This window comes from Candidatus Eisenbacteria bacterium (genome assembly GCA_005893305.1).
In the GTDB taxonomy this organism is placed as follows: domain Bacteria; phylum Eisenbacteria; class RBG-16-71-46; order SZUA-252; family SZUA-252; genus WS-9.
In genome coordinates this window covers 591-18,896 of record VBOZ01000017.1, presented here as the reverse complement: position 1 = coordinate 18,896, position 18,306 = coordinate 591, and the positions used below count along the sequence as shown (strand labels likewise).

Here is an 18,306-nt window from a genome sequence, read left to right as displayed (position 1 = left end):
GCGGCTAGCCGAGGGTCTTCAGGACGAGCTTACAGGTCAGCTTGAGGGTGTCGAACACCCCCGTGCCCCGGAGCGCGACGGCTTCGTAGAACGGAACGCCCTTCGGGTTCAACTCCTTCTCGAGATCGGGTACGGACACGACGCGCGGGAGATCGCGCTTGTTGTATTGGATCACGAGCGGAACCTTTTCGGACGAGAGGCCATGCTCGGCTAAGTTGTCGTGCATGTTCACGAGGCTCTCGATGTTCGCCTCGAAGCGGTCGATCTGGGAGTCCGCGACGAAGACGAGCCCGTCGACCCCCTTCAAGATGAGCTTTCTGCTCGCGTTGTAGTAGACCTGGCCGGGGACGGTATACAGGTGGAATCGGGTGCGGAATCCGCGGATCTGGCCCAGCTCGAGCGGAAGAAAGTCGAAGAAGAGGGTCCGGTCCATCTCGGTTGCGAGGGAAATCATCTTCCCCCGCGTATCCTGTGGAACCCTCGAATAGATGTGTTGGAGATTCGTGGTCTTCCCGCAGAGACCCGGACCGTAGTAGACGATCTTGCAGTTGATCTCGCGGGACGAGTAATTGATCAGCGACACGAAGCTTTGGGCTCCTAGTCTTTGAAGAGGCTGTCGATCTCGCTTTCCGCTTCGGCCGCGAAGTCCGCTCCGAGGGTCGTCGTCGCGATGTCCTCGTTCTTGTACTGCAACTTGTTGAAAACCTTGTCCAGCACGACCTGGAGGTCGTCCGATGCCCGCTTCGCCTTCAACCGCACGAGGCCGAGCGAGGTCTTCTTGTCGAAGAGCACGACCAGGATCACGCGGTTCGCGATCATCGAGAGGTAGAGGCTGTCGTCCTTCCCCTGGTGGACGAGGGTGGCGAAGTCCTTTTCACCGACCATCTTCGCCAGCTCCGCGTTGGCGCCGAAATCGGCCGCCGCGAGGGACGAGAAGGAGATGACGTCGAAATCGGGTGGTGTCCCCACGGTGCTGATGAGCTGGCCCGTCTTGTCGATCAGCATCACGCTGCGCGAGTTGGCGGTCCTCATCAACGTCTGGAGGATGAGGGTCATCGAATAGAAGTCTTCCTCGAAGAGCGCCCAGTTCCCCTTGACCATTATCTCGGCTCCTTGGACACCTTTGGCTTCGCGGCGTGGTACCGCCGACCCTTGTGGACGCGGAATCGAGGGGTGTCCTACCCTCGCCCGCGTAAAGGCGGCAGCGAAACCACTTCCCCCACGGCCACGATTCCGCGCGGCCCATCCTCCGCGCGGTGCTCCCTCAAGGAATTTTGCGGAAACCTAACACGTCCCCCTAGTCGGTCAAGGGGAAACTACCAAAAATCAGGGACTTATATCTCTTTTCGGCCCGTCAGGGCGCGCGCCAGGGTGACCTGGTCGGAGAACTCGAGGTCGGACCCCATCGGGACCCCGCGCGCGATCCGCGTGACCTTCACTCCCTGCTTCGGTTGAAGGAGGCGGGCGATGTAGAGGGCCGTGGCCTCGCCCTGGGCCGTGGGGTTGGTGGCAACGATCACCTCAGTGAAACCGCCATTATCGACGCGATTTAAGAGCTCCCGCAGGCGAAGCTGGTCGGGGCCGATGCCGTCGACCGGCGAGAGCGCGCCCTTCAAGACGTGGTACCGCCCCTTGAACTCGCCGGTCCGCTCCAGCGCGAGCACGTCCATGGGCTGCTCGACGACGCAGAGGGTCGTCGATTCACGTCGCGGATCGGTGCAGAGGGCGCACGGGTCGGTCTCGGTCACGTTGCCGCAAATCGAGCAGTCGTGGACGTTTGCCTTCAAATCCACGATCGCCGCGGCCAGCCTCTTCGAGTCGGCTTCCGGGGAGCGGAGGAGATGGAACGCGATCCGCTGGGCGGATTTCCGCCCCACTCCGGGCAGGCGGGTCAGCTCGGCGAGCAGGGCCTCGAGGAGGGCGCTGGAGAACTGCATTCGGGCTAGAAGAGCCCCGGCGGGAGACCCATGCCGCCGGTGACGCGGCCCATCTCCTCCTCGACCATGCGCGTCACCTTGCCCCGGGCGTCTTTGAGCGCAGCGAGAACCAGGTCTTCCAGGAGGTCCGCCTCGGTCGGATTCACCACGCTCGGATCGATCGAGATCGCGGTGACCTCCTGCGCGCCGTTCATCGTGACCTTCACCTTCCCGCCGCCGGAGGCCCCTACGAGCTCGCGCGTCTTCAGCTCCGCCTGCATTTGGGCCATCTTGGCCTGGAGCGCCTGGGCCTGCTTCATCATTTGCTGGATGTTCACGACGCGCCGCTCCCCTGGGGGCCGGGCTTCAAGATCTCGCCGTCGAAGAGATCCACGATGCGCTGCACCAGCCCGTCTTCGGCGCCGTCCTGGGCGCTTTCTTCGTCGAGCTCCGCCTCCCGGGTCGTGGGGCGCACCTGATATCCGGAGCCCGAGACCGCCTGGTCGCTGTTCACGCAGACGAGCGTGGCGCCCCGGCCGTAGAGTCGCTCGAACTCCTGATTCAGGATCTCGCGGTTCTCCTTCATCTCCAGCATCGCCCGGTGGAACGCGTGCTCCGGCGAGAGGGCCACGCGGACATTGGAGCCCGCGATGCCGAGGAACAGGCCCTCCTCCAGGCAGGTGCCCAGGAGAAGCTTCCGTTCCTTCACGCGGTCGACCGCCTGGCGCCACCGGACGACGGCGTCCCCTTCCCCAGCGGGCTCGATGGCCACAGCGGGCTCGATCGCCGTCGTGCGCTCGGCGGGGGGAGGGTGAGGTTCGGCGCTTCGGGGCGGTGTGACCGCGGCCCGCGCGGGCGCCGGTGCGCGTGTGGCCGCGGGCGCGGGCGGACCGGGTGGGGCTGGACGCGCCTGCGACTCCAATGCGCGTCGGGGCGGCGCCGCGCCTCCCAGCCGCCTCTCGAGCGCCTCGAGCCGCGCAATCAAGCTACCCACGTCGGCGGCGCTCGGAAGCGTGCAAAGCTCGACCAAGCAGACCTCGAGCAGGACGCGCGGAGCTTCCGCCCGGCGAAGCTGGCCCCGGGTCTCCAATAGCAGGGCGAGCATCGCGCTCAGATCGTTCGCCTGAAATCGCACCGCCTGGGCGGCGTAGCGCTCGCGGTCCGAGGGCGCCGCATCGATGAGGCGCGCAAGCGAGGGATCGACCGCGACGAGGAGGAGCTGGCGCAGGTGATGGGTCAGACCGTCCGCCACCTCCTCCACGTCCATCCCGCGGTCGTGGAGCCGGTCGAGCGTCTCGAGGGCCGCCTTCGGATCGCGCGCCGCGAGCGCCTCCCCCAACTCGAAGTAGGCGTCGAGACCGGCCAGACCGAGCGCCTGGGCCACGACCGCAGCCGTGACCCCATCGGGCGAGACCGAGAGAGCCTGGTCGAGGCGGCTCAACGCGTCGCGCACGCTCCCCTCGGAAGCGCGGGCGATCAAGACCGCAGCGTCGTCGTCCAGCTTCGCCCCCTCCGCCTTGGCCACGTCCATCAAGTGGCGAACCAGCTCCTCGGCCCGGAGCCGGCGGAACTCGAAGACCTGGCAGCGGGAGGCGATCGTGTCGGGAACCTCGAGAGGCTCCGTCGTGGCGAAGACGAATCGGACGTGCGCGGGCGGCTCTTCCAGCGTCTTCAATAACGCGTTCCACGCGAAGTCGGTCAGCTGATGCGCCTCGTCGATGATGTAGACCTTCGACTTGCCGCCCGATGGCGCGTACTTCACGTTTTCGCGCAGATTCCGGATCTCCTCGATGCCGCGATTCGACGCGCCGTCGATCTCGAGCACGTCCATCGAGGTCCCCGCGGTGATCTCGAGGCAGGAGGGACATTCGTTGCAGGGCTCGGCCTCGCCGTCCGGCCGCTTCGCGCAATTCATCGCCTTCGCCACGAGGCGCGCGGTGGTCGTCTTTCCGCTCCCTCGGGGACCGGCGAAGAGATACGCGTGCGCGACCCGGTTCGTCGCGACCGCGCGCTCGAGCGTCGTCCGGATCGGATCCTGGCCGACCAGGTCGGCGAATCGCTGGGGCCTGTACTTGCGTGCGAGTGCGAGGTGGGACAAGGGGCCTCCTAACGGGCCGGGGATCTTCCGGGAGGCCCGGTGACGGCCCCCCCGCTTCTGGCTCGGGTCAGTTGGATCCGCGGCACATCGAGGCGATCACTGACCGCTGCTACCTTCCGGTCCTGACGGAGTTCGTGACTCTCGATTGCGCGGGAACTGGCCGTCAACGCCAAGCCACGAGGAGGCCAGCGCCCGGACTCCGGGGCCCGTGGGCCGATTGCCGTGCGTGAGAAAACTGGTGGAGATGACCGGGATCGAACCGGTGACCTCCTCGTTGCGAACGAGGCGCTCTCCCAACTGAGCTACATCCCCACGGCACTTGGGTAACCTGTGAGACTGGCGGAGAGAGAGGGATTCGAACCCTCGAAGCACTTTCATGCTTACACGGTTTCCAACCGTGCTCCTTCAGCCACTCGGACATCTCTCCGGGAAGCTAAGGTGCACGCGCGCTTCCTCGCGCGCCGTCGTCTAATGGCGGAGAGAGAGGGATTCGAACCCTCGATACGCTTGCGCGTATAGCGGTTTTCGAGACCGCCCGATTCAGCCACTCTCGCATCTCTCCGTCGGGGAGAATACGTGAAGGCGGCTTACTTTTCCAGGCGGTTCATCGCGCGCCGCCGCTCCTGGAAAAACGCTTCCAGGACGGCGCCGCACTCGTCGGCGAGCACGCCGGGGAGCACCTCGGCGCGGTGGTTCAGGCGGAGGTCTTGGGGCACCATCGCGAGCGAGCCGCAGGCGCCGGCCTTCGGGTCGCGGGCGCCGTAGACGATCCGCGCGACCCGGGCGAGCACGGCGGCGCCGGCGCACATGTGGCACGGCTCGAGCGTGACGTAGAGGGTCGCCTCGTCGAGCCGCCACGTCTTGACCGTCTGGGCGGCCGCGCCGATCGCGATGATTTCGGCGTGGGCGGTGGGATCCTGGGTGGACTCGACGCGGTTGTGGCCTCGCCCGACGATCCGGCCGTCCCAGACCACGACCGCCCCAACCGGGACCTCGCCCTCGGCGGCGGCGGCCCTCGCCTCCGCGAGCGCCGCTTCCATGAAGCGCTCGTCCGAGGCTGTCTGCCCGATCACCTGCGCGGGAATTTTTTGAACGCCGCCCGGACCAGGTCTCCCGCGACGTCCTCGAAGCGCGGTGGCTCGGTCGCTTTCCGGGACTGGATGTAGCCGGTCTCGTCGTAGGTCACCGAGCCGCTGGTGGGATCCACTTCCTGGGCGAATCGCGTCTCACGCGGATCCTTGGACCAGGTCTTCTTCAAGGACTTGAGGTCATACAAGGCGAACCGGAGCCCCACGGTCGTGTTCGACTGGCCCCGTCCCACCACGTTTACGCGGACGTTTTCCCACTCGGAGACCCCGACGCAGAGGATGGCGTCGACCACCAGGAGCGAATCCAGCCCCGCGACCGCCGTCGTGTCGAGCGTTCCGTATTTCGACCACCGGTCGTTCAGCGCGTACGCGCGATCGAGCGCGTTCCGATCGCTCAGGAGGCGCTCCGTGTCCGACGGCTTGAGAAACGTGGCCCGCTCGGTGGGGACGTCCTTGAGCTGGTCGCGGAGGATGTCCTCCATGATCTTGGTCGCGCCGATCTCGGGCGATCCGTTCACGATCGGCATGATGGCGACGCGGATGGGGCGCTCGGGTACCGGCTCCTTCTTCTCCTCCTTGGCCCCAACCGACGCCAAAAGCAGGACCGCGAGGGCGGTGGGAAGCACGTAGCGGTGTTTCATACCGTGAGTCGACATGATCTTTTACCTCTGCGGGGCGGCTATCGGCGCGGGGAATGAAGGCGACGGCTCGTCAAAATCGCGGCTCCAAGATTAAGTAGTGGCGCGCCCAGGAGGATTTGAACCCCCAACCTTCTGATCCGTAGTCAGACACTCTATCCAGTTGAGCTATGGGCGCGCAACTCGAGTCCCGGAATCCGAGATGGCGGAGAGGAGAGGATTCGAACCTCCGGACCGGTTTTACCCAGTCAACCGCTTAGCAGGCGGCTGCCTTCAGCCACTCGGCCACCTCTCCCCATGGTATCTCCTACTCATTCAGCCGTAGTCATTCAGCCGTAGGATGATAGCCGGGTCGATACCGCCGGTCAAGGCGACGGGGCCGGGCGCCCTCCCGAGAGGGCCCACGCCGGCTCCACGTGGATCGTCATCTCGACGATCTGCGGCAGCTGGCGTTGCACGTCCTCTTTGACGCCGTGCGCGAGGGCGTGGCTCTCTCGAACCGACATGTCCGGTGCGACCTCCAGGTGCATGTCGGCGATGTAGTAGATACCCATTTTCCGCATGAGAAGTTTCTCTACTTTGTGGACCCCCGGGTGGGCCTCGGCCACGCGCGTCGCCTCGTCGACCAGAGAGTGCGGCGGGCTCGTGTCCATAAGCTCCTCGATCGCGGGGCGAAGGAGCCGCCACCCGGAGAGGAGGATGATCCCGCTCGCGAAGAGGGCTGCCCAGTCGTCGGCGGCCTCGTACCCATGCCCGCCGACAAGCGCGATCACGATGCCGATCGCGGCGGCGCCCGACGTGATCGCGTCGCTCCGGTGATGCCAGGCATCGGTGTGGACGGCACGGCTCCCTGTTTCACGGCCCACGCGCGACACGAACCGAAAGAGCGTCTCCTTGATGAGGATGACGCCCAGGAGGACGGCCAGGGTGTAGGGCGCTGGGCTCTGGTGCGGAACCGTGATCTGGTGGACGGATTCGACGGCGATCCCGACGCCCGCGACCATGAGGAGGACCGCGACGAGCGCCGCGGCGAGCGGCTCCGCTTTCCCGTGTCCATAAGGATGATCGGCGTCGGGCGGGCGGGATGCGACGTGGAGCCCCCTCCAGACCACGATGGAGCCGACCGAGTCCCCCAGCGATTCGACCGCATCCGCGATGAGCGCCTGGCTATGCCCCGCGAGGCCCGCCGCGAGCTTCCCCACGCCAAGCAGAAGGTTCACGACGAGCCCGATCGCGCTCGATCGCATGCCGCGCTCGTAGCGGGCGGAATTGGTGGATTCGAGGGCTGGCACGGGCCCACGGTACGTGGATGACGCTGGAACCGCAAGGGCGCGACCCGGATCGGCCGGGGCGGCGGCTCAGCGGGAGCTTCGGGTCAGCCGGGGCGGCGGGTGAGCGGGAGCTTCGGGTCCGCCGGGGCGGCGGCTCAGCCTTTGGCTCGCACCCTCCGGGAGCGCGCGCGGGACGGGCGGCGCGACGGGACGAGGGCCAGCGCGCTGCTCGCGCGCCACGATGCCACCAGGCCCTCGCTGATCGCGTCCGCGATCTTAGGATCGTCCCAGTATCCGACGTGGGAGAGCGGGTTCCAGCTCGTGAGCCACGAGCCCACGTTCACCGGGCGATCCTCGGTCACGGCGGCCCGGTACCGGGCGTTCAGCGGCTTCAGCGGATACCCGATCACGTCATCCGGGTCGTAGAAATTCACCCAGCGCGACTGAAGTCCCGGGTGGTGAACGGCGAGCTGTCGGTGAGGAAATCGGATCGGCTCTCCGAACGATGGGTAGCGGAGGCTCCAGAGTGCGATCGGGCTGCCAAGGGTATAGAGAAGCGAAAGGGTTTCGCCTCGCTCGACGGGGGTGCCGTTGATGCAGGAACGGACACTCGCGGAGAGGTACGATTTGCGGCGCTTGCAAAGGTCGTACACGTAGTTGCTGGCGATGACGGTCCCGAGGCTGTGGGCGATGATGCAGAGCGGCGCCCTGGGGCCGGCCCGCTCCGCCAGCCGGGCGACAGCAGCCGCCATCCGGGCGTGAATCGCGTCGTACGCGGTCCGGTCCGACGGGGCGGGCTGGTAGGCGATCGCGTCCGCCGCGAAGTTCACCATGAATTTACGGAGTCGCGAGTACCGCATGGGGGCCGCGCCGCGCATCCGGCGCCAGAGCTGATCCTCGCCGGTCTGAAGCGCGCTGCTCCAGTTCACCTCCTCGAACACCAGCTCGGAGGCGGGATCGGGCACGGCTCCGCGAATCCCTTTCGCGAACCGGCGCGTGAGGGCGCGCCGCATCGAGGCCGAGTAACCCGGCTCGGTGCGGCCGATTCCGTGGATCAACATGATGGCGATCTTGTGGGACATGGCGGTCGCCCGATATATCGGAAGGACGACCGGGAGGCTTGACCGGGATTTTGAGGGTCTGCCGGGCCGGCTCGAGGGTCAGCGGGCTCGCGCTAGCGGGCTTGGGTTAGAACCAGCGGCGGACCGAGTCGCGGTAGGACGCGTACTCGGCGCCGAACTTCCCCTCCAAGTAAGTCTCCTCGCGCGCGATGACCAGCCGCGCTATCAGGACAACCGCGAGAGGAAGAAAGAGGACGGGCCACAAGTATCCAAGCAAGAGGGCCGCCCCAAGGTAGATGACGGCCAAGCTCAGGTAGAGCGGGTTTCGGGTGAATCGATAGGGGCCGGTGGTGGCGATCGCGGTCGTCGGTCTCGTGGGCATCACGGGCGTCCGCACCCGGTGGAACGCGATCCAAGCCGAGACGTTGATCGCGAGCCCGATCGCGATGAAGACCGCGCCCGCGATCCGCGCGGCGGGCAGCGCCGAAGCCGGAACCCGGTCGCCGCCGACAAGATGGTGAAGCAGGATCCCGATGAGAAACGGGATGAAGTAGAGGAGGGGTGGTGGGATCGGGAGATGGGCGGTGTCGGAAGCGGGCTCCATGCCGCGATGGTAGTATGGCTTGGCCAGCCGGTACACCCCTGGAGCGAAGAATCGTCCATGACCGACCGCCAACTTCTACGACACGCCGTCGCAACACTCGCCTACCGGGCCGCCAAGACGATGCGTGGCGCCCCCGAGTCGTTCGCGTCCTACCGCCCCGCGCCGAATGCAAAGTCCCCGCTTGAGGTCGTGGCCCACATGGGCGACCTCTTCGATTGGGCCGTTTCGATGGCGAAGGGCCAGGGAAAATGGAACACCGCGACGCCGCAGGCCTGGGGCAAGGAGTGCGCGCGGTTCTTCGCGACGTTGAAGGCGTTCGACGACCTGCTCGCCTCCGACGCCGAGATCCAGTACGACCTGACGCGCCTCTTCCAAGGGCCGATCGCCGACGCGCTCACCCACACCGGGCAGCTTGCGATGCTGCGGCGGCTTTCGGGCGCCCCGATGAAGGGCGAGAGCTACAACCGCGCCGACATCGTCAGCGGTCGCGTCGGGGCCGAGCAGACGCCGGCCGATCCGAAGTACGAATTCGACTAGGACCCGCCGGCCCGACTTGGCCGGCGAATCGGCCTCTCACTTGAGGACGGTGAACCTGCCGCTCGTCGAGCCGAACGCGGTTTCTACCTGATAGAAGTAGATGCCGGTGGCGAGCCTTGCCCCCGATCCATCCAGGCCATCGATTTGCAAATCGTGATAGCCCGCCGGCACGAGGGCTTCGTCAAGTAGCGTGCGCGTCAGCCTCCCCACGGCGTCATAGACGCGAACTCGCGCATACCCGGCTTCGAGCGTCGTGAACGTGAGGGTCGCCGTCGGGTTCAGCGGATTCGGCGAAACGAGCGCGGCGACGGCGTGACCGGATGCGATCACGCGCACGTCCAGCGCGGCTCGGAAAATGCCTCCTCCGAAGAGCATCCCCTCGATCGAAACCGGGACGCTCCTGGTCCCGTTGATGTTGCTGAAGAGAAGACGCAGATCGTTCTTCCCGAAGCACGCCGCCATGTCCTCGACGCCGTTGTGGTCGTTGTCGCCGAAGGCGAGCGATTTATCGGTGAGCGCGGAAATTTGGCCCACGGAACCCGTGCCCGGCGATTTCATGACGAGCGTCGCGGGATCGACCAGGGTCAGATTGAACGCATATCCGGTCGGCTCCACCTGGGCACACCATGTCTGCTTTCCGGAATTGAGCCGGATGGAGGGATTGCCGCCCGCCGTGAAGGCACGCGCCAGGAACTGTCCCACGACCGACACCGTCGTGGTGGCCAGGTCGCTCACGGCGCCATCCGATACAAGCAGGGCCACGCCGTACGGTCCGATCGCCGCGTACGTGTGGGCCGGAGAGGCGCCGATCCCCGTCGTTCCGTCCCCGAATGTCCACTGATACGCGAGCGCGTCGCCGTCAGGATCCGACGATCCGCTGCCGTCGAATGTCATCGGAGTGGCCACGAAAGCCGTGTACGGACCGCCAGGATTCGACCTGGGCGGCCGGTTCACGTTCCGGACCGTGATGACGGTCGTGGTGGAGTTCGTAGCCCCGTGGCCGTCATCGGCCCGGAACGTCACCGTGTATGCCCCCGCGCTCATGAAATTCGGCGTCCAGGTGAACGTGCCCGTGTTGTCCCCGTTGTCCCGGAAGGTCGCACCGGCCGGTAGCCCGGTCGCGCCCAAGGCGACCGCCAGGCCGTTTCGGTGGGCCGCCGAGACGGCGAATGTGAGGCTCTGACCTTCGTCGACACTGACGGCCGCCGGCGCATCCATGGAGATCACCGGCCGGAGCGCGAGGACGATGGAGCTGGAGATGCCGAAGATTCCGGACCCAATCGCGTAGATACCTCGACCGTCGAACGTCACTCCCTGCGATATCTCGCTCACGGCGAACGGCATCTCCGGACCGGTCGTCCACGAATTGGCGCTCGGGTCGTAGAGCTCGGTCACACGCAGGTTTCCTCCGTTGTATCCGCCGAATACCGCGATCTTGTCTCCAATCACGCCTGCCATGGCGGCTCCGCGGGCCGTGGGCATGCGTGCGCCCATGGACCACGCATTCGTCGCGATGTTGTAGATCTGCACGTCCGATCGGTGGCTGAATCCATCGGTCCCGCCGAAGACGTAGACCTTCCCCGCGTATGCGACCGTTGCGTAGTTGTCCGAAACGGCAACCGGCATCGGTGCAAGCGTCGTCCAGCGATCGACGGTCGGATCGTAAACCTCGTTCATGCTGTAGATCAGTCCCCCTCCGTAGGAGGCGCCACTCCGGCCGCCGACAGCGTAGATCTTGTTTCCCCAGCTCGCGGCGCCGACGCCGCCCCGGGCCAGGGACATGGGCGCCCGGGTTGTCCATGTCTGAGCGACAGGATCGAATTCCTCGACCTCCGCGTTCGGCCCCGTTCGCCCCCCGATCGCGTAATGCTTCCCGAATGCCTGACCTCCGGCCATTTCGGATCGAGGAACTCTTGCGGTGGGCGCCGTCGTCCCGCCGTGAGTCCATGTTCCCGACGGAATGTCATAGATCGAGAGATACGCCGTGTCGGAATAGCGGTATCCGTGGCTTACGTAGATCTTGTTCCCGATGAGGCTTGCGGCGGCCCCTTCGACGCCGGAGCCGGTCCTCGGGTCTTGCATATCGGCCAATCGTTCCCAGACCGGCTGCCCGGGAGCCGGCGGCTCCGGGACATCCGGCACCGAGAGGAAAATGAACCGCGAGTCGGAGTACACGCCGTCGGTGACGTCGATCTCGACAAAGTAGGACCCTGCGTCGTTGAACGTGGGCGCCACGTGGACGTTTCCGGTCGCCGTTCCCGAATCTGGGTCGACCGTTGTCACGCTCACGAACGATGGCGCAGACGAGCTTGAAAAGAACAACGGATCGCCATCGGCGTCCGTTGCCAGAAGTGTCTGGTTCGCGACTGTCCCCTCGGGCACGGTCATGTTGTTCGGTTGGCTCAGGATTGGAGCGTTGTTCGGCGACGTCACTGTGAGTCGGGTGAACGTGGAATCGGTCGCGCCGAACTGATCGCTCGCGTGCCATTCAATGAACCAGGTGCCGGCCGTCCCGGGCTGCAGGGTGCCGCTGATCGTCGCGGACGGGTTGATCCCGGTCGGCGTGTTGGTCGTGAACGAGAGCCCCGGAGGGAACCCGCTCGCGCCGATCGTGATGATCGAATGGGGGTCGCCGCTCCCGGCCGTGGCCGTGATCGAGACAAATTCACTCTCCAGACCGCTCGTCGAGTCAGGAGCGTTGAGGCTGATCGCGCTGACCGTCGCGGCCCGCAGCGCGGGTCTTTCGGAGAGTTGGACCGAAATTGCCTGCGCCTTCGACGGGGCCAGGGCAGCGAAGAAAACCGCAGAGAGGACGACAGGGAGAACGGAAGACAGGGGACGAAGCCTCATGAACCCCTCCTCGCGAGGAATTCCGTCACGACAACGGTACCGCGACAACGACGGAGACGAGTGCCGGGAGACGACTGCCGAGGGAGAATTTTCAGAGGATACTGGACGGAGTTTACGCCTTGTAGCCAGCGCTCGTCAAGGAGGAGTCATAACCGTGTCGGTGCCGCATCCTACGGCGGGGGCGCGGTCACGTTCCCGATCTCCCGCACCTCGACCGGGTAGCCCTCGAGCTCGCCGGGGATTCGCTGCTTGAGCTCCGGCGTGGCGCGCCCGACGTAAACGACGAGGATGGCCTGCGCGCCCCGCTTCCCCTCACCCGTGCCGGTGACGCCGGGGATCGCCATGAGCTTAGGAGTGTTTCGCCGAAGCACGTCGGCGACGTCGGGGGCCGTCATCGAGGAATCTCGCGAGAGCGCGGCGCCGGTCGGCTCATGGCTTGCGGACTGAGGGCGAGCGCAACCCGTCCCCACCATGACAGCGATGACAGCCGCTGCGAAACGGAGGACGCATTGGCACCTCTCGAGGCAAAGAGTCGGGGCGGAGCGCCATCGAGCCCCGCCCCTCCGCAACTGCATTACCCCGCTACTTGACGGTCGCGGCGAATCTCTGGAGCACCGGACCGATCGGGTTCGCGAAGCTGGCCTGCGAGCTGCCAGCGAAGCAGAGGCCGACGGGATTGGCGCCGGTCTCGGTCACCATGAGCGAGCCCGAGTCTCCGGCCCGGATGAACTGTCCCGGGGTCTGAATCTGGTTCTGGAACACCGCGGTCCCAGCCGAGTATCCAACCGTGATCGTCACGTTGATGGCCTGAATCGTCGCGTGCGTGAGGCCGGACGTGCGGCCCTGCTTCTTGACGGCGAGCCCGACCGAGGGCGAGACGACCGTGGAGGACGGATCGTATCCGCCGGCCGACACCGACGTGTAGGCGCGGCCCGGATCGGGCCGTGCGATGGCCGCGTCGATCGTGTTGTTCCCACCGAAGTTGATCGGCTGATAATCAGAAAGCGTGGCCGCGATTGGAGTCTGAGCGCACTTCGGATGTCCGTCGTACCGGCCCGGCGCGTCGATCCGCTCACCGATCGACGCAGCGTTCTCGCGGGCGAAGACGTGATTGTTGGAGAGGAAGTACTCGGTCCCGCCCTTGATGACCACGCACGACAGCGTGCCGGACGCGCACTCGTTGTCGTTGCCGGTCGATGTTCCCATCTGGAGCGTGCCGCCGCCCGGCTTCGCGTAGGCAACGACCTTTCCCGTAACGAATTCTTGTGTCGCGATCCCGTCGATAGTCTTGGGAACGCCCGCCACACCGGCGCGCTCGGTGTAAACGAGGATCACAGGCTTCCCTGCCGCGTCGGCCGAGATGCCGGTGCCGAGGATTCCGCTCTGCCGAAGCAGGGCCGGCGTCGCGCGATCTTGAGCAACCATCGCTGCCATGACGGCCGGGCTGTCCAGGCGAAGCGCTTGGGCGTCGCCCGTGCGCGACGGGCCGGTAAGCGACTCATCACGGCTACATCCGGTTGCCCACAGGATCGAGATTGCGAAAACGAGGGTGATGAAGAGTACGGGGTTGAAACGGAGCGGGCGCCTCATTCCTGCCTCCTGCGTGGACTGGGGAGTTTTCCACGTGCGCGTCGAAAGGTGCGAGGGAACCATCCCGCTCGGGTCTGGCGCGCGGCGAATGATGAAGAGCAGCGCGCATTATACCACGAAACAACTCGCGGAGGGGGTAGGATTCGAAGTGTGATCGCTATCGGGCGTGGATATTGGCGAGGAATTGAACCGGGCCGGCGAAAGCTTCTCGCCCGTTGGGTCGCCGTGGCCGCCGACCTGCTTCAAATCGTGATCTTCCCCGCCTTCTTCCCCGGCATTCTATCTCCGCTCAATGGCGTCCTCGACGTGCTGGTTGGACTCGCCATGGTCTTGATGCTGGGGTGGCACGTCGCATTTCTGCCAACAATCGTGGCGGAACTGACGCCGTTCGTGGATCTCTTCCCGACGTGGACGGTCGCGGTGCTTTACGTAACCAGGAAACGAGGCCAGTAGCGGGCGGCATTGTTGGCGGAGGGGGTAGGATTCGAACCCACGGTGCCTTGCAGCACAGCGGTTTTCAAGACCGCCGCCTTAAACCACTCGGCCACCCCTCCGCCGTTTGTCGCAGTGTAACTTATCGCCGAGTACCCGCTCGTCGTCGACGACGTTGAAGTTGTGCTCCATGCAGCCTTCGATGCCGTGGGTCTTGCGCTTGCGGACGAGGAACGCGTGGCGCCACACCTCGCGAGTGGAGCGCTCGTGCGCCCGAACCTGCTCGATGCTTCGCGGTCCGTAAGCCCGCATGGCCCTAGTGAGCAGGTGAATTTCCGAGATTCCTACTCCAAGTGTCTCCCTGCTGACACGCCCCGTCCCGAAGACTAAACTGGGCCCTATGGTCCTTTCCCCGAAAACCCGCCTAGGTACCTACGAAATCATGGCGCCCCTAGGAGCGGGGGGGATGGGCGAGGTCTATCGGGCGAAGGACCTGCGCCTGGGCCGTGACGTGGCGGTGAAGGTACTGCCCTCTGAGGTGTCCTCCTCCCCCGATCGCCTCGCCCGGTTCGAGCGCGAGGCGCGCACGGTCGCGGGTCTCAATCACCCGAACATCGTGACCATCTATTCCGTGGAGGAAGAGGACGGGATTCGTTTTCTCACGATGGAGCTCCTCGAGGGCGGTAGCCTCGCGACCCTGGTCGCGGCCGCCGGCCTCCCCTTGGCGCGTCTGCTGGACCTCGCGATTCCCCTTGCCGAAGCGCTGGCGGCGGCGCACGAGCGCGGTGTCATCCATCGGGACCTGAAGCCCGGAAACGTGATGGTGACGCACGACGGCCGGGTCAAGGTCCTGGACTACGGTCTTGCGAAGACGGCCGTCGACTCGGGGCCGAGCGAGCTAACCGCAGCCGTCTCGCGGATCGCGGCGCTCGCGGAGCCACTCTCACGCGAAGGGCAAATCCTAGGGACGGTCCCGTACATGTCGCCCGAGCAGGTTCGCGGCGAAACGGCGGACGCGCGAAGCGATCTCTTCGCGTTCGGAGTCATTCTCTACGAGCTTGCCGCGGGCCGAAGGCCTTTCGGCGGGGCGAGTCCCGTAGACGTGAGCTCGTCTATCCTGCGCGATACCCCCGTTCCTCTCACCACCCTGCGCGCCGATCTTCCCGACCGCTTCGCGCATCTCGTGGTCCGCTGCCTCGAGAAGAACCCACGCGACCGCCTGCAGACGGCGCTCGACGCGCGGAACGAGCTGAAGGCCATCCAGCGGACACTAGGCGACTCGGTCCGCCCGGCGGGCTCTCCCGCTTCGAGGACGGCGTCGATCGCGGTCCTCCCGTTCGTGAACCGTAGCCACAACGAGGAGGATGAATACTTCTCCGACGGGCTGGCCGACGAGCTTCTCAACCTGCTCGCGAAGATCCAGGGGCTCCGTGTCGCGGCGCGCGCGTCGTCGTTTCAGTTCAAGGAGAAGAAGGAAGACCTCGCCTCGATCGGCCACAAGTTGAACGTGGCGACGCTCCTCGATGGCAGCGTCCGCAAAGCGGGGAACCGCGTGCGAATCGCGGTGCAGCTGATCAACGTCTCCGACGGCTATCACCTCTGGTCGGAATCCTACGACCGGACCCTGGATGACATCTTCGCGGTGCAGGACGACATCGCGCATTCAGTGGTGAAGGAGCTACGAACGGCGCTCCTCGGCGAGACGCCGGATCCGGGCGCGATCGGACGGGTCCGGGCGGAGGTCGCGAGAGCGGCGCGAGGCCGCGGTCAGAACCCGGAAGCGCATCGCCTCGCGCTGCAGGGGCGGCACATGCTGGAGCGGCTCACGCCGGAGGACGTCCTGCGGGGCATCGGCTATCTCGAGGAAGCGCTCCGGTTGGATCCCGACAATGCCCTGGCCTGGGTGGACCTCGGCCGGGCGCACCTGAACGCGGCGGGGCACGGCTGGGAGCCTGCTCAGACTGGAGCGGAAGCCGCCCGTGAAGCGGCGCTGCGCGCGCTCTCAATCGAGCCCGACCTGCCCGAGGGGTACTTGGTGCTGGGCCGAGTCCAGCTCTACTTCGACTGGAATTGGAAGGAGGCGAAGGCCTCGTACCGGCGCGCGATGGAGCTCGCGCCCGGCAACGCGGTCGGCCGCCATGGGGTCGGGATCCTTGCCCAGAATGAGGGGCGGATCGAGGAGGCGCTCGATATCTACCGCCGGGCGGTGGAGCAGGACCCACTCAGCGCCGGGGCGTATACCCGCATCGGCATCGCTTATCTCTCGGCCGATCGCCCGGCCGAGGCAGAAGCGGCTCTACGCAAGGCGATCGAGCTCGCCCCCCAGCGGGTCACCGTGCACGCCGCCCTCGCTCATGCACTTCTCTCGCAGGGCCGTTCGAAGGAAGCACTGGAGGAAGCCGAGCGCGAAGCCGAGGGCGTCTATCGACTCCTGGCTCTCGTCGCGATCTATCACGCTCAGGGCCGGTCCGCGGATTCGGAGACGGCCCTGCGTGCGATGATCGAGCGCGAGTCCCACCATGGCGCATTCCAGATCGCTGAAGCCTACGCCGCGCGGGGGGAGGTCAACGAGGCCTTCGCGTGGCTCGAGCGCGCCCACGTCCAGCGGGATCCTGGGCTCGCGGAGATCAAGGGAGCGGTCATTATGCGAGGACTCCACAACGATCCGCGGTGGGGCGCGTTCCTGAGAAAGATGGGGTTCGAGGCGTGAGGACGCGTGACGCGGCCCGTGTGAATCCGAGCTTCGTCTCCTCGAGCGGGTCCGGAGACAGCTCCGTCGCTCCCGAGGTGCATCGTGAGGCCACACCACCGCAGCATGGAAGCCGCGTGCGGTGGCGGCAGCAGTAGCCAGAATGTCAGTTGCCGAGTCCGATTTGCTTCATGAATTCTCCGTTGTCCCAGAACAGATACTCTTCGAACATGATGCCGTCCTTGTTCCAATGGCCCAGGGTCGCCATCGGAATCCGGTACGCCTTCCCGGTTGGCTCGATGGTCTTTCCGTCAGGGAGAACCATCGGTTTGGTGAAGGTCCCCTCCAGCCAACCCGTGACCGCTGTCCACTGTCCGTCCTGAGTACCGAATCGGACCGGGTGCTCCGTGATCCGATTGTCGGGTGCGAACGTCCACATGTACTTCAGATCTTCGATGTGCTTCTCGATTCCCTGCGTCGTGTGGCCATCTGGCCAGTGAACGATCACGTCCTTCGTATGGGACTTGTGGAGGTCCTGCCACTGCTGGTTCGTGTAGACGCGGAAGTCGAGGTCGTCAAAGTTTGCCAGATTCTTCGCCAGTACGGTCGGCATGCCCGGAACCTTAGGGGTTGAATTGCCTACCTTGGTACTGGGCCACTTGTCGTTCTCGGCCGCGCCTACTTGGGCAGTACCAAACACGAGCGCAGCAAGGATCCCACTGAGCGCAAAGTTGTAGACGCGTATCTTGGTCATGATCGACTCCTTTCTTCGATCGTTTGCGACCGATAGACCAACCACCCGCCAAAGATGACGGACGGCTCCCGCCATTTCGGCTCCCTCGCCACTCCCGTTCCGGTATTGCGCGCCAAGGACACTATCGTGACGACCTCACGGGACGAGACTCTTCGCTCCGGCGGCCGCTTCCTTCAGGATCGGGAGGGAGATAACGACTCGAACGGTACTCCAGCAAGGAGTGCCTTACCAGGCCGCTGTACCCACTCTCGCAAACCAAACGCAGATCTCGAATCTGCAGACTAAGCCCACTGGTCTGCGCCGATGGGTAAGCGGCGCTTTGAGCTCCTGGGGGGGTGAGTTCCATGTCGGTCGCCGGTGCGGAGCGCGCGCGCCGTGCCTAATCAGCGGTCGATGACGGCCATGTTCGCTTCGTTATGGCGTTCGCCGGCGGCCGGCGTGAGGTGGTTCAGCCGTTCGACTTGCCCAGCGCTCAGCTCGATGCGGTCGGCGGCTGTGTTCTCCTCGACGCGTGCGACCCGCTTGGTGCCGGGAATCGGCGCGACGTCATCGCCCTGCGCGAGCAGCCAGGCCAGTGCGATTTGTGCCGGTGTTGCACCCGCCTCCGCGGCAACCGCCCGGACTTCGTCGACGATGCGCAGGTTGCGCTGGAAGTTCTCGCCGGTGAAGCGCGGATTGGTCTTTCGCCAGTCGCCGTCGGAGAGCTGCTCTAGCGATCGAATGTCGCCCGTGAGGAAGCCGTGGCCGAGCGGCGAGTAGGGAACGAATCCGATGCCCA

At 65.7% G+C, this 18,306-nt stretch carries 17 protein-coding genes, 6 tRNA genes, 1 other RNA gene and 1 pseudogene (1 of these 25 cut by a window edge); 3 read left to right on the top strand and 22 right to left on the bottom strand.

Annotated elements, in window-relative coordinates:
- Positions 1–4: 4 nt before the first annotated feature.
- The 16 genes from E6K79_06400 to E6K79_06325 all read right to left on the bottom strand — a co-directional run bounded on the left by E6K79_06400 (position 5) and on the right by E6K79_06325 (position 8,676).
- Positions 5–583 (bottom strand): GTPase domain-containing protein, encoded by a 579-nt coding sequence (locus E6K79_06400; protein TMQ64667.1) that lies wholly within the window; start codon positions 581–583, stop codon positions 5–7.
- Between the two features lie 14 nt (positions 584–597).
- Complete coding sequence (locus tag E6K79_06395) at positions 598–1,101, bottom strand: roadblock/LC7 domain-containing protein (GenBank protein TMQ64666.1); 504 nt, start codon at positions 1,099–1,101, stop codon at positions 598–600.
- A 233-nt stretch (positions 1,102–1,334) separates the two neighbouring features.
- The gene (gene recR / locus E6K79_06390; protein ID TMQ64665.1) at positions 1,335–1,937 is read right to left on the bottom strand and encodes a recombination protein RecR; all 603 of its coding nucleotides are present in this window, start codon (positions 1,935–1,937) and stop codon (positions 1,335–1,337) included.
- Positions 1,938–1,942: 5 nt separating this feature from the next.
- Positions 1,943–2,254, bottom strand: coding sequence for a YbaB/EbfC family nucleoid-associated protein (locus E6K79_06385; GenBank protein TMQ64664.1), 312 nt, complete (start codon positions 2,252–2,254; stop codon positions 1,943–1,945).
- Positions 2,251–4,038 (bottom strand): DNA polymerase III subunit gamma/tau, encoded by a 1,788-nt coding sequence (gene dnaX / locus E6K79_06380; protein TMQ64663.1) that lies wholly within the window; start codon positions 4,036–4,038, stop codon positions 2,251–2,253. Before dnaX ends, E6K79_06385 begins: the two co-directional genes overlap by 4 nt.
- Positions 4,039–4,076: 38 nt before the next feature.
- Positions 4,077–4,176: signal recognition particle sRNA small type (gene ffs / locus E6K79_06375), an RNA gene on the bottom strand.
- Positions 4,177–4,250: 74 nt separating this feature from the next.
- Positions 4,251–4,326, bottom strand: a tRNA-Ala gene (locus E6K79_06370).
- 25 nt (positions 4,327–4,351) lie between these two features.
- Positions 4,352–4,441, bottom strand: a tRNA-Ser gene (locus E6K79_06365).
- Positions 4,442–4,486: 45 nt separating this feature from the next.
- Positions 4,487–4,576, bottom strand: a tRNA-Ser gene (locus E6K79_06360).
- 25 nt (positions 4,577–4,601) lie between these two features.
- Positions 4,602–5,054: a nucleoside deaminase gene (locus E6K79_06355; protein ID TMQ64839.1), complete on the bottom strand. Its 453-nt coding sequence runs from the start codon at positions 5,052–5,054 to the stop codon at positions 4,602–4,604.
- A gap of 29 nt (positions 5,055–5,083) precedes the next feature.
- Positions 5,084–5,758 carry a hypothetical protein gene (locus E6K79_06350; GenBank protein ID TMQ64662.1) on the bottom strand — a complete coding sequence of 225 codons (675 nt, stop codon included), beginning with the start codon at positions 5,756–5,758 and terminating at the stop codon, positions 5,084–5,086.
- An 83-nt stretch (positions 5,759–5,841) separates the two neighbouring features.
- Positions 5,842–5,918, bottom strand: a tRNA-Arg gene (locus E6K79_06345).
- Between the two features lie 25 nt (positions 5,919–5,943).
- Positions 5,944–6,035 (bottom strand) — tRNA-Ser (locus tag E6K79_06340).
- A 70-nt stretch (positions 6,036–6,105) separates the two neighbouring features.
- The gene (locus E6K79_06335) at positions 6,106–6,987 is read right to left on the bottom strand and encodes a cation transporter (GenBank protein TMQ64661.1); all 882 of its coding nucleotides are present in this window, start codon (positions 6,985–6,987) and stop codon (positions 6,106–6,108) included.
- A gap of 179 nt (positions 6,988–7,166) precedes the next feature.
- Complete coding sequence (locus tag E6K79_06330; GenBank protein ID TMQ64660.1) at positions 7,167–8,093, bottom strand: chemotaxis protein; 927 nt, start codon at positions 8,091–8,093, stop codon at positions 7,167–7,169.
- Positions 8,094–8,199: 106 nt separating this feature from the next.
- On the bottom strand, positions 8,200–8,676 hold the full coding sequence (locus E6K79_06325; protein ID TMQ64659.1) for an isoprenylcysteine carboxylmethyltransferase family protein: 477 nt from the start codon (positions 8,674–8,676) through the stop codon (positions 8,200–8,202).
- A 57-nt stretch (positions 8,677–8,733) separates the two neighbouring features.
- Here E6K79_06325 and E6K79_06320 point away from each other — a divergent pair, with 57 nt between their 5' ends.
- Positions 8,734–9,213 (top strand): hypothetical protein, encoded by a 480-nt coding sequence (locus tag E6K79_06320; protein TMQ64658.1) that lies wholly within the window; start codon positions 8,734–8,736, stop codon positions 9,211–9,213.
- Between the two features lie 36 nt (positions 9,214–9,249).
- Here the strand turns inward: E6K79_06320 and E6K79_06315 are convergent, their stop codons facing one another.
- From E6K79_06315 to E6K79_06305, 3 genes are all read right to left on the bottom strand, one after another.
- Positions 9,250–12,063, bottom strand: coding sequence for a PKD domain-containing protein (locus E6K79_06315; GenBank protein ID TMQ64657.1), 2,814 nt, complete (start codon positions 12,061–12,063; stop codon positions 9,250–9,252).
- Between the two features lie 170 nt (positions 12,064–12,233).
- Positions 12,234–12,458 carry a hypothetical protein gene (locus tag E6K79_06310; protein TMQ64656.1) on the bottom strand — a complete coding sequence of 75 codons (225 nt, stop codon included), beginning with the start codon at positions 12,456–12,458 and terminating at the stop codon, positions 12,234–12,236.
- Between the two features lie 187 nt (positions 12,459–12,645).
- Positions 12,646–13,653: a hypothetical protein gene (locus tag E6K79_06305; protein ID TMQ64655.1), complete on the bottom strand. Its 1,008-nt coding sequence runs from the start codon at positions 13,651–13,653 to the stop codon at positions 12,646–12,648.
- A 225-nt stretch (positions 13,654–13,878) separates the two neighbouring features.
- Between E6K79_06305 and E6K79_06300 the strand changes: the two genes are divergently transcribed.
- Positions 13,879–14,106 carry a hypothetical protein gene (locus tag E6K79_06300; protein ID TMQ64654.1) on the top strand — a complete coding sequence of 76 codons (228 nt, stop codon included), beginning with the start codon at positions 13,879–13,881 and terminating at the stop codon, positions 14,104–14,106.
- A 13-nt stretch (positions 14,107–14,119) separates the two neighbouring features.
- On the opposite strand, the gene E6K79_06295 is transcribed toward E6K79_06300, so the two are convergent.
- Positions 14,120–14,207: transfer RNA gene (locus E6K79_06295), tRNA-Ser, on the bottom strand.
- A gap of 278 nt (positions 14,208–14,485) precedes the next feature.
- Between E6K79_06295 and E6K79_06290 the strand changes: the two genes are divergently transcribed.
- Positions 14,486–16,795, top strand: coding sequence for a tetratricopeptide repeat protein (locus tag E6K79_06290; protein TMQ64653.1), 2,310 nt, complete (start codon positions 14,486–14,488; stop codon positions 16,793–16,795).
- A 145-nt stretch (positions 16,796–16,940) separates the two neighbouring features.
- Here E6K79_06290 and E6K79_06285 read toward each other — a convergent pair whose 3' ends face one another.
- On the bottom strand, positions 16,941–17,528 hold the full coding sequence (locus tag E6K79_06285) for an ester cyclase (GenBank protein ID TMQ64652.1): 588 nt from the start codon (positions 17,526–17,528) through the stop codon (positions 16,941–16,943).
- A gap of 383 nt (positions 17,529–17,911) precedes the next feature.
- Positions 17,912–18,306, bottom strand: a pseudogene (locus tag E6K79_06280) (aldo/keto reductase) (it continues 578 nt past the right edge of the window).